General features: G+C 42.5%; 7 protein-coding genes. 3 read left to right on the top strand and 4 right to left on the bottom strand.

Features of this window, described 5'->3' with window-relative positions; translation table 11 throughout:
- The first annotated feature begins 12 nt into the window (after positions 1-12).
- Complete coding sequence (locus tag P0Y49_00555; GenBank protein WEK19645.1) at positions 13-900, top strand: type IX secretion system membrane protein PorP/SprF; 888 nt, start codon at positions 13-15, stop codon at positions 898-900.
- Positions 901-971: 71 nt separating this feature from the next.
- Here the strand turns inward: P0Y49_00555 and P0Y49_00550 are convergent, their stop codons facing one another.
- The gene (locus tag P0Y49_00550; GenBank protein WEK19644.1) at positions 972-1,952 is read right to left on the bottom strand and encodes a helix-turn-helix domain-containing protein; all 981 of its coding nucleotides are present in this window, start codon (positions 1,950-1,952) and stop codon (positions 972-974) included.
- 224 nt (positions 1,953-2,176) lie between these two features.
- On the opposite strand from P0Y49_00550, the gene P0Y49_00545 reads away from it, so the two are divergent.
- Both P0Y49_00545 and P0Y49_00540 read left to right on the top strand, forming a co-directional pair.
- Positions 2,177-6,535: a YDG domain-containing protein gene (locus P0Y49_00545; GenBank protein ID WEK19643.1), complete on the top strand. Its 4,359-nt coding sequence runs from the start codon at positions 2,177-2,179 to the stop codon at positions 6,533-6,535.
- 45 nt (positions 6,536-6,580) lie between these two features.
- On the top strand, positions 6,581-7,468 hold the full coding sequence (locus P0Y49_00540) for a PorP/SprF family type IX secretion system membrane protein (GenBank protein WEK19642.1): 888 nt from the start codon (positions 6,581-6,583) through the stop codon (positions 7,466-7,468).
- 42 nt (positions 7,469-7,510) lie between these two features.
- On the opposite strand, the gene P0Y49_00535 is transcribed toward P0Y49_00540, so the two are convergent.
- Genes P0Y49_00535 through P0Y49_00525 form a run of 3 tightly spaced genes read right to left on the bottom strand, consistent with a single transcriptional unit; the run spans position 7,511 to position 11,562 of the window.
- Entirely contained in the window at positions 7,511-9,244 is a 1,734-nt protein-coding gene (locus P0Y49_00535; protein ID WEK19641.1) for a hypothetical protein, read from the bottom strand.
- The gene (locus tag P0Y49_00530; protein ID WEK19640.1) at positions 9,234-10,514 is read right to left on the bottom strand and encodes an MFS transporter; all 1,281 of its coding nucleotides are present in this window, start codon (positions 10,512-10,514) and stop codon (positions 9,234-9,236) included. The genes P0Y49_00535 and P0Y49_00530 overlap by 11 nt, the downstream gene beginning before the upstream one ends.
- A complete protein-coding gene (locus P0Y49_00525) occupies positions 10,504-11,562 on the bottom strand; it encodes a glycoside hydrolase family 130 protein (GenBank protein WEK19639.1) in 1,059 nt (352 codons plus the stop codon). The genes P0Y49_00530 and P0Y49_00525 overlap by 11 nt, the downstream gene beginning before the upstream one ends.
- Between the last annotated feature and the right edge of the window lie 6 nt (positions 11,563-11,568).

Here is an 11,568-nt window from a genome sequence, read left to right as displayed (position 1 = left end):
AGAATTAAATAAATGAAACCAATATATAAGACACTGGCACTAATCGCTTTTACTGTCATTGGTAGTTCCGTTAGGGCACAATTAAACCCCTTATCGTCACAATACTATACCAATCAATATTTGATCAACCCGGCCTTTGCCGGTGCGGGACAAGGTCTAAAATTAAACGGCGCTTACCGCAAACTATGGAGCAATGTTCCAGGTTCTCCACTAACCCAAAACCTTACAGCAGATTATGGTTTTAACAAAGTAGGATTAGGGCTATCAGTGAACAACGAAAGTGCTGGTCTGCAAAGACAAACACGCGTGGTAGGTAGTTACGCCTATCACCTGCCATTAAATAGCGAAGGTCAGCAATTACACTTTGGGGTATCGTTTGGCTTCATGACCCAACGTTTAGAGAATGCAGATATTTACGGCAATCCCAATGATCCTAGCGTAGGACAATACAATGATCGTAAAACTTACCTCGATGGTGATTTTGGTGTAGCTTATACCTCTGGTAAGCTAAATGTACAGGCTGCAATTCCTAACCTTAAAAGCGTGTTAAAAAAAGATGTGATTCAATTGGCTGATGTCGCTACTTTTTACACGGCAGCCAGTTACCAAATCAACATCAGCGAAGGTGCCGAAGGTATGGATCTGGAACCTAAAGTAGCTTACCGTGGCGTGAAAGGATTTGACAACATCTGGGATGCAGGAACGCAGTTGAGCATTGCCAATAAACAAGTGATGTTGTTGGCCATGTACCACAGTACAAAAAACACCACTTTCGGTTTGGGTATGGATTATAAAAAGAAATACCTGATCAGCGGAACTTACACCACACAAACCTCGGCTTTGAGTAGTTATACCAATGGTAGTTTTGAATTGAACCTTAGGTTAAATCTGAGCAAGTAACAAAGACAGCCCCTTACACTTATTACAATAAGCTCGAGGGGCTGTTCCTACTCTTTTTTTATCTCTAGCATTTATTTTGATTCTGACATCAAACTAAATTCATTCTGTTGTTTACAATAAGCTTGAGGGCTTAGTCCAACGCTCTTTTTAAACTCTGTAAAAAAGGAGCTGTTTGAGGCGAAACCTGCGTCGCTTCCCAGGCCATGTAGACTGTATTGTTTTAAGCAATCCTGATTTTCCAATTTGCTCAACACAAAATTAATACGATAGGTATTTACAAACTGATTAAAGTTTTTCTTAAAATAAAAACTCAAGAGATGCGACATAGTATGTGCGCGAACGCCGAATTGATCCGCAAGCTGCAACAGTGTAAGTTTCTTTTGTAAGAAGGGCTGTTCACGCTCCATATAAATTTCAATACCGCCCTTTGTCAGCTCAACATTTTTAGACAGCTGTTGGCTAACGATCTTTTTAAGGGTATTGATTTTGATATTCAGAAAAGAGGCTGTTAGCTCTAAGGGTATACGAGGCGCATGATCAGGATAGGCATTTAGAAAAAAATCATATTTATCAGTCGCCGTTCCTATCCTAAAAAACACAGAACGATGGTGAGCTAGTTTATAATGTAATTCCATCACCTTTCGCATAATGATATTCATTTCAGGATAATCCCTTATAACTTGATCCAGATCATCCACATGCAGACCAATAAGTAAAGCAGACTCTTCTACTTTGATATCCTCAGTAGCGGGACAAACACCATATAAACCCTCAATTGCGGTCACTAATTCTCCTTTTACAGAAATGAAGCTGGTAATCGCCTTACCATTTAAGGTAGCTACACCGGTAACAATCCCCTCCATAATAAAATAAACATAATGACTGTAATCTCCTGCCCTTAAGAGATACTCCCCTTTATTCATTTCAAACTCAAAACAACGCTTATCAAATTCAATTTTGACTCCTTCACTCATGGGATAAAAAAGATCCAGGCATTCAAAAATGGCTTGTAAATTTTTCGGATCTGCCTTTCTGCGAAGAACGTTACTCAAAGTCATAAATTAAGAATATCCAATTTGGAAACAATTTTACCCATCAATCTATACAGGATTATATCATTGCATTATTCAACGCTACATTTTACACAAAAACTAAACTATTTTTGAGACAAAAAACATTAAAATCACAATGGTGTGGCTAATCTAATACATTAACACCAAATACTTACCAGATTTCGATAGAATTTCATTCCAGCAAAACCAAATCAAATTTAAAAATGAAAAAACTACTACTCTTTTTTAACTTAATGTTAAGGAAAGGTATGATCGCATTTGCGTTATTATTTTTCACCTTAGCGGTAAACACAGCGGCGAAGGCCTCTGGTGACATTGATCCTCCGGCACCCCTGATTTCAAAAGTAAAAGCTGTTCCAGAACCAATAACAACATCCCCTGCAACAAATATTGGTGCAGTAAGTGCAAGGTTAGGGGGCACTACAACTAATAATTTTCTTTCTTTCTTTGAAGAAAGAGGTATAGTCTGGTCATTGACTGCCGATCCAACGGTTAATGACCACAAAACACAGATCGGAATTGGACCGGGGATTTTCAGTGCTGTGATTACAAATTTACCAAGTGGCACCCTCATTCACTTCAGATCGTATGCGTTTGAACAATTCAATCCAGATATACCCGTTTATGGAGATGATTTAACTTTTACCACAGGTCCTGTGCTGTCAGCAAGTCCGGACTCACAAACGAATATAGCTTGTAACGGCGGCAATACTGGCTCAGCAGCTGTTTTTGTAACTGGTGGTTTAGGACCCTATACTTATTCGTGGTCGCCTTTAGGGGGAACGGGGGCGTTGGCTTCCGGATTAACGGCAGGCACTTATACTTGTACCGTTACAGATAGTGAAAATAACACAAAACAAGTAACCTTCAATCTGGTGCAACCTTCTGCTCCCATAACGGCTTCTACGGCTCAGTCGAATGTTGCTTGTAATGGTGGTTCAAACGGTTCCGCTTCCGTTTCCAATGTATCCGGTGGTACTGGTTCATACACTTATTCATGGTCACCTTCAGGAGGTACAGCTGCAACTGCTTCTGGTTTAACAGCAGGTACCTATACTTGTACAATTACAGATGCGAACCTATGTTCAACCACCAAAACATTCACGATCACGCAACCTTCTGCTCCCATAACAGCTTCTACGGCTCAGTCGAATGTTGCTTGTAATGGTGGTTCAAACGGTTCCGCTTCCGTTTCCAATGTATCCGGTGGTACTGGTTCATACACTTATTCATGGTCACCTTCAGGAGGTACAGCTGCAACTGCTTCTGGTTTAACAGCAGGTACCTATACTTGTACAATTACAGATGCGAACCTATGTTCAACCACCAAAACATTCACGATCACGCAACCTTCTGCTCCCATAACAGCTTCTACGGCTCAGTCGAATGTTGCTTGTAATGGTGGTTCAAACGGTTCCGCTTCCGTTTCCAATGTATCCGGTGGTACTGGTTCATACACTTATTCATGGTCACCTTCAGGAGGTACAGCTGCAACTGCTTCTGGTTTAACAGCAGGTACCTATACTTGTACAATTACAGATGCGAACCTATGTTCAACCACCAAAACATTCACGATCACGCAACCTTCTGCTCCCATAACAGCTTCTACGGCTCAGTCGAATGTTGCTTGTAATGGTGGTTCAAACGGTTCCGCTTCCGTTTCCAATGTATCCGGTGGTACTGGTTCATACACTTATTCATGGTCACCTTCAGGAGGTACAGCTGCAACTGCTTCTGGTTTAACAGCAGGTACCTATACTTGTACAATTACAGATGCGAACCTATGTTCAACCACCAAAACATTCACGATCACGCAACCTTCTGCTCCCATAACAGCTTCTACGGCTCAGTCGAATGTTGCTTGTAATGGTGGTTCAAACGGTTCCGCTTCCGTTTCCAATGTATCCGGTGGTACTGGTTCATACACTTATTCATGGTCACCTTCAGGAGGTACAGCTGCAACTGCTTCTGGTTTAACAGCAGGTACCTATACTTGTACAATTACAGATGCGAACCTATGTTCAACCACCAAAACATTCACGATCACGCAACCTTCTGCTCCCATAACAGCTTCTACAGCTCAGTTGAATGTTGCTTGTAATGGTGGTTCAAACGGTTCCGCTTCCGTTTCCAATGTATCCGGTGGTACTGGTTCATACACTTATTCATGGTCACCTTCAGGAGGTACAGCTGCAACTGCTTCTGGTTTAACAGCAGGTACCTATACTTGTACAATTACAGATGCGAACCTATGTTCAACCACCAAAACATTCACGATCACGCAACCTTCTGCTCCCATAACAGCTTCTACAGCTCAGTTGAATGTTGCTTGTAATGGTGGTTCAAACGGTTCCGCTTCCGTTTCCAATGTATCCGGTGGTACTGGTTCATACACTTATTCATGGTCACCTTCAGGAGGTACAGCTGCAACTGCTTCTGGTTTAACAGCAGGTACCTATACTTGTACAATTACAGATGCGAACCTATGTTCAACCACCAAAACATTCACGATCACGCAACCTTCTGCTCCCATAACAGCTTCTATGGCTCAGTCGAATGTTGCTTGTAATGGTGGTTCAAACGGTTCCGCTTCCGTTTCCAATGTATCCGGTGGTACTGGTTCATACACTTATTCATGGTCACCTTCAGGAGGTACAGCTGCAACTGCTTCTGGTTTAACAGCAGGTACCTATACTTGTACAATTACAGATGCGAACGGATGTACGTCAGCCAAAAGCTTTACAATAACTCAACCTTCTGCTCCCATAACAGCTTCTATGGCTCAGTCGAATGTAACTACAGCGGGAGGTGCTAATGGTTCGGCTACTGTTACTGTAACAGGGGGAACTGGCAGTTATCTTTATTCATGGTCGCCTTCAGGCGGCACTGCAGCTACAGCTTCTGGTTTAACAGCTGGTTCATATACCTGTACCATTACTGATGCAAACCTATGTTCAACCACCAAAACTTTCAGTATTATCCAGCCAGCAGCATTGACTGGATTCCAGAACATCAATAAAAATTATGGTGATCCTACATTTCCACTTACTAAACCTAACAGTGCCAGCACTGGTGCATTCAGCTATAGCAGCAGCAACAGCAGCATCGCATCTGTAAGTGGAGCAAATGTAACTATACTTACACCAGGTACTGTAACCATTACTGCAACACAAGCTGCCAGTGGCACTTATAATATCAGCACAACTACAGCAACATTAACTGTTGCAAAAAAAGACATCAGTCTAACTTTAAATCCAGCCCCTGCAATTAGCAAAACTTACGATGGAAACACCAACATTACATTGGTTCCAGCGAACTATAGCTTAACTGGCCTGGTAACTGGAGATATTTTATCAGTAACCTCCACTACTACCTATCAGAATAGCAATGCTGGTGCCGGAAAAACGATAACAGCAAGTAACTTCGTGCTTAACGGTACGCAAAAAGATTATTACAACCTTACTACAGCCACTGCAAATGTTACAGGTTCCATTACTCCAAAAACACTTACGGCTACAGCCGCAACAGTGACTAAAGTTTACGATGGAACTGATGTTGCTATTGTTACCTTTAATCCATTAACTGGAATCATAAGCGGTGATATTGTAACCCTGACTCAGGGTACAGCGGTATATGACAATAAGAATGTAGGCGTCGCTAAGCCAATCACAGCAAACGGACTAACACTAAACGGCTCTAGCGCTGCCAATTACACCCTAGCTCCTGTTAGCTTAACAGGTACGATTACGTCTAAACCATTAACGATCACTGCCGACAATAAGGATAAATTTGTGGGCACTGCAAATCCAACATTCACTGCAAGTTATACAGGATTTGTTCCGGGAGAAAGCAGCTCAGTATTGACCACTCAACCAGTGTTAACTACCTCGGCTAACTTAAGTAGTCCAATTGGCACTTACGACATCAATATTGCTGGTGCTGCTGCTGCCAATTACAACATTCAATATGCAAAAGGAACCTTGACTGTAAAACCAGGTGCACCAAAAAGCATTGCGCTTGCCGGAGTAACCTTGTTTGAATACAGTCCGATAGGAACCAATGCGGGAACCCTTACCAGTACTTCTGATGATCCACAAGCGATCTTCACTTATAGCTTAGTACCTGGCATTGGTGACACCGACAATTCCTCTTTTAGCATCGTTGGCAATAACATCCAGACCGCAAAAAGCCTGAGTATGATCACCAAAACCAATTACAGTGTATTGGTAAGAAGCACCACACAACATGGTTTGAGTCTGGAAAAATTCTTCACCATTAATTTAACTACAACTGCACCTAAAGCAACCAATATCATGTCACCAAATGGTGATGGAGTGAACGATAAATGGGTGATTGACGATCTTCAACTGTATCCGAACAATGAAGTGAAAATCTTTGACAAAACAGGAAGAACAGTGTATAGTAAGAAAGGATATGACAACAGCTGGGAAGGTACACTTAATGGTGCACCATTAGCTGAAGGCACTTACTTTTATGTGATCGACTTTGGTCCTGGCAAACCTAAAACCAAAGGTTATATAACCATTACCAGATCGAAATAGTACAACACGCGATCGTTTAAAAAATATAATCATCAAAAAAGATAAATGAAAACCATATACAAAACAGCCCTGCTACTTGCTTTTTCAGCAACTATAGGTTCGGTAAAAGCACAATTAAACCCGCTATCAGCACAGTACTTTACCAATCAATACCTGATCAATCCGGCTTTTGCCGGTGCCGGACAAGGTTTAAAATTAAACGGCGCGTACCGCAAACTATGGAGCAATGTTCCGGGATCACCCTTAACCCAAAACCTTACAGCAGATTATGGTTTTAATAAAGTAGGCTTGGGTCTATCAGTAAACAACGAAAGTGCTGGTCTGCAAAGACAAACACGCGTAGTGGGTACTTACGCCTATCACCTGCCATTAAATAGCGAAGGTCAGCAATTACACTTTGGGGTATCGTTAGGCTTCATGACCCAACGTTTAGAGAATGCGGATATTTATGGCAATCCCAATGATCCCAGCGTAGGACAATACAATGATCGTAAAACTTACCTCGATGGTGATTTTGGTGTAGCTTATACCTCCGGCAAGTTAAATGTACAGGCTGCAATTCCTAACCTTAAGAGCGTATTAAAAAAGGATGTGATTCAATTGGCTGATGTGGCTACTTTTTATACTGCGGCAAGTTACCAAATCAACATCAGCGAAGGTGCCGAAGGTATGGACCTGGAACCTAAAGTAGCTTACCGTGGCGTGAAAGGATTTGACAACATCTGGGATGCAGGAACGCAGTTGAGCATTGCCAACAAACAAGTGATGTTACTGGCCATGTACCACAGTACAAAAAACACCACTTTCGGTCTGGGTATGGACTACAAAAAGAAATACCTGATCAGTGGCACTTACACCACGCAAACCTCAGCTTTGAGCAGTTATACCAATGGTAGTTTTGAGTTGAACCTGAGGTTAAATCTGAGTAAATAAAGACCTCCGAATATCATATAAAAAGGTCCCTGCGAAATCTTTTCACAGGGACCTTTTATAATTATAATCTACCACAACACCTTCAATCAGCATTTGCTGATTTTTAACTTGCATTTTTTTTCCTGCCGGAACGCAAACCAAGACTACAGATTGCTGAGCAGGAATAGCCACTTTAGCACCTTTAGCTAAATTACGCGCAACAAACCGTTGCGCAACCGCATCATAAACATCTGTTTTTCCTTTAGCCTCCTTTGGCACCCTAAACAAAATTGTTTTAGCCGAGGAATAAGGGTTATAAAACAAATAAGTTGGATAAGCCTTTTGGCGATAAAAATCAGTGGCAAGTAAGTCTAAACCGAGTATTCCTTTAACCGCTGTCTCTTTCGCAATCCCTCCAAAAATACCGGCGTGGGCACTACCATATACACTAAACTGCGATACTTCAGGGTTTTTACCGGGCACCCATTTTGGTCCATCACCCTGCGCTACCGGTGCTTTTAAAGATTGGTATAGCGTGTCAAAAGTAGAAGCTTTTGCAAAACCTTCGTAAGCAATTACGCCCTTTGTTACCGAGGCAAACTGGGGTATAGTTTGATGGGCGGCAGCCATATACTGCGGATAAAACAACCGGGAGGCATTGACTGCATTCAACATCCATTTACCTATCGCATTGGCATATTCCATTTTATACCTAACCATGGGTACCAATGGCCAGGCAGCATCAAACGTATTCATTAAAAAAGCGTAACCTCCATGATCAACCGTACTGCCTACAGTTCCGGAAATGTCAAAACCATTCCAATTGCCGACCAAAAAGCCCCAACCTTCGCGGCAAACAGCAGTCCCATCAAAAGTCCAGTCCAGCATCTTCCCGGTGTCAAAAGAAGTCCCTTGCTCTGCATTTATCCTCGCTGCCAGATAAGCCCCAAAAGGCATCAACAGTTCGTAGGTCGGGTTAATTTGCTGACTTCCCAATGCTTTCATGGCACTGATTGCACCCTTTAAATAACGCGGATCGCCAAACTTTTTATAGGCAGCATACAATACATAGGCATGCCCGGCCGCAGCATCAGGTTGCGCACAAATCTGGTTAGTCATCGGTTTCATCTGCCCATAATCAAAATAAGAGTAATTGTAATTGCCATTTAAGATAGAGTCGGCTTTATAAAACTTTTCGGCGATACTTCTGGCCATCATTTCAAAATCCGGTTCCGAGGGGTACTTGTCGTAGATGGCATAAAACAGCACATTCGGATATACATCATACCACCAATCCCTACCATATCCGCCACCCAGCAAGGCAACCTCGGGGGCCGTATTATTCATCATAATACCCCAACCATTGTCTTTATTAAAGTAGCTTTTCAGCATACTTACATAATTCAAGCCCTGCTGTTTGCTTTTATCCAGTCCAACCAATGTAGCTCCCAAAACGGAGCCCATATTCGCCAGCGACTCGTGGAACATCCCTTTGTTGCTTTGTGGCCCCTGCCTTACATCACCAACGGCAGTATACATCCCCAATGTGGGCTGGTCAAAATTCTTCCCGGTGCTGTCCATCCAAACCACTGGCCAGTATTGGCCTTTGGCATTAAAATCATAAATGGTTCTGTCAAAATCAAGTGCCATCGCTTTCCAATCGATAATCTGCAATGGCTTAGGCAAATCTGCCATGGCTGCTACGCGGCCAATAGGAACCTGTTTAACCTGGGCATGGCAAAGCGCAACAATAAATAAGGAAAGCAGTGTAAATCGTGCAGTCAGCTTAAACTTCATAAGCATTGGGTTCTTTTAAAGGTATCAGTTCTAGCTCTTCATTCATAATTTTCCCCTGTTTAAGGATCCCTTTTGCTACCCAATAAGAGCTCAACTGCAATACGGCCACAATAATAATGGCATAGCGCAACGCGACCTCATTGGAGAAACAATAGGCCAATAATAAAAATGTTCCGGCACCGGTTAACCGACCTATGTATAAACCTGCCTCGTGATTTAAAATATAGGCAAACTCACTCCTATTCTCCTTTTTGGTCAAAATATCAATCACACTGAATTGGATCGGGAAATAAGCCAGGTCTAGCAGTGGTTTAGCCAGTAGCAAAAACAACATAAATAAAATCACCCCGGTTTCATTAAACAAAACCCCATTGATAAGCGCAGCAATGGTAAATAAGACCAAGCCAGTCCCAAATACATAAATTCGGTGCTCGGGTTTGGTATTGCGACCGATGATATACATCAATATGGCTGCAAATACCGCACCTACAGACTGTGCAGTTCCCAATGCGCCCTCTTTCCCCAACAGCAACATGATCAGCATAGCCGGAGCAGTAACCAGGAAGCCTTGCACCAGGCCCTTTAACACAGCCAGAAACATCAGTCTGTACCAATAAGGATTAAATTTAAAGTAGATAAACTTCTTATTGAGGGGATTGGTAAACTTACCCGTAAAGCACATTATAGAAGCGCCAATGGTCACGACAAATACAATCCCCGTCACAATTTTATAGCCGAATTTCGCATCACCAGTACCTGCAAGCCCCTCTATAAACCACCCGATCATCACGGGAATAACTACTGCAATAATGGTATAAAAGAAGGTCTCCAATCCGTAATAATAATTGCGGTTGTTATCATTTGTTGTCGCCAAAGCCAGAAAATCTCTATTGGCCCAGTAAAACCCGAACGACATCCCCATTACAATACCGGCGATTGCAATTCCTGTGATATCCAAGGTGGTTAATGACATCATGATCATCATAGAAATGGCGCTCAATACCATCCCCAGGGAGTACAATACCTTAATTGGAAAACGATTTAACAGCCATCCATTGATTAAAAAAGTTAAAGGAATTCCGGTATAAATAGTCAACTGGTACACGACCACCTTTACCGGATCATTGGAACTCCGCATTACATAAGCCGCGACAAAAATATCAATCACCGGCAACACAATGCTGTAGATCAGATTGGTTAAGGTAAGTACTTTGAAATTATGCGACTGCGCCTTAAAATGCGCAATCTCTGTTTTTAATTTACGAATCATGATGGTAGGTTAGAGAGTTGAGGATTTCAGCAATTGAAAATTTAGCGCCACATACAAACTCATCCGCAGCACCGTAATAAATGGTCAGCTCATCGCCATTAACCACATGACCATTGGTAAATACCACCTGGCCAAAAAAACCGGTTAATTCATAATCTGCTGTCGGCACCATAATGGGGTCTGTGGTTCTGGCAAGTACAATGGAAGGATCGTTTAAGTCGAGCAAAAAGGCACCCAGGCAATATCGATGTGCAGCATTTGCACCGTGATAAATCTCGAGCCAGCCCTTTTTTGTTTTGATAGGCGCAGCTCCCGCACCAACCCTTGCACTGTCCCAGCTGTCCTTTCGGGTAGTAATGATACATTGATGCTTGCCCCAATGTATTCCATCGGGCGACTCCGCAATCCAAATGTAATTACCCCCAATATCAACGCTGCTTGGACGGTGCAGGGCATAAAATTTGCCATTTACCTTTTCTTCAAAAATGGCGCAATCTTTATTGTGCGGCGGAATGATCATCCCCTCTGACTCAAAGTTCTTCCAGTCTTTTGTTTTACGTAAACCCACGCCTACCCCATCTTTGGAAACAGCAGTATAGGTTAAGTAATAAGTTCCATCCAGCAAGGCTACCCGACAATCTTCAACTCCAAAAGCTTCCTCCCCGGTTTCTCCCTGTAATAAAGGGTAACCTTCGGGCTCATAAAAGCGAATGCCATCGTCACTGCAAAGCAGCCTTAAATGAGATAAGGTGGTTAAATAATCCACACCCTTATACCTGATTACCCGCGGGTCGCTGGCACTCAGCTCCGGATCATTGGCCAATATTTCTATAATTTCAATCCCATCGCCCTTCAATACCGGAAACGAAATTACCCCCACCTGCTGCTCCGGCCTTTCGGCAACACGTACCAGCAACCAGGTCTTTTCCTGAAAGGTAAAAACACCCGGATTTAAAAGGCAGGTAATTTTCAATCCCGCTCTACTGGGTTTTAAATCCCCTGGCGATAGTAAAGGATTTTGTGTAAATCTTTGCGCTTGATCTGTCATCGGTAT

This window comes from Candidatus Pedobacter colombiensis, assembly GCA_029202485.1.
Lineage (GTDB): Bacteria > Bacteroidota > Bacteroidia > Sphingobacteriales > Sphingobacteriaceae > Pedobacter > Pedobacter colombiensis.
The sequence above is the reverse complement of the archived record's forward strand: the minus strand, read 5'-3'. Positions and strand labels throughout refer to the sequence as shown.

Bases quoted from the DNA above. Each gene is read 5' to 3' on its own strand.
- P0Y49_00555 (WEK19645.1), top strand. From the start codon at position 13: ATGAAACCAATATATAAGACACTGGCACTAATCGCTTTTACTGTCATT.
- P0Y49_00545 (WEK19643.1), top strand. From the start codon at position 2,177: ATGAAAAAACTACTACTCTTTTTTAACTTAATGTTAAGGAAAGGTATG.
- P0Y49_00540 (WEK19642.1), top strand. From the start codon at position 6,581: ATGAAAACCATATACAAAACAGCCCTGCTACTTGCTTTTTCAGCAACT.
- P0Y49_00535 (WEK19641.1), bottom strand. From the start codon at position 9,244: ATGAAGTTTAAGCTGACTGCACGATTTACACTGCTTTCCTTATTTATT.
- P0Y49_00530 (WEK19640.1), bottom strand. From the start codon at position 10,514: ATGATTCGTAAATTAAAAACAGAGATTGCGCATTTTAAGGCGCAGTCG.
- P0Y49_00525 (WEK19639.1), bottom strand. From the start codon at position 11,562: ATGACAGATCAAGCGCAAAGATTTACACAAAATCCTTTACTATCGCCA.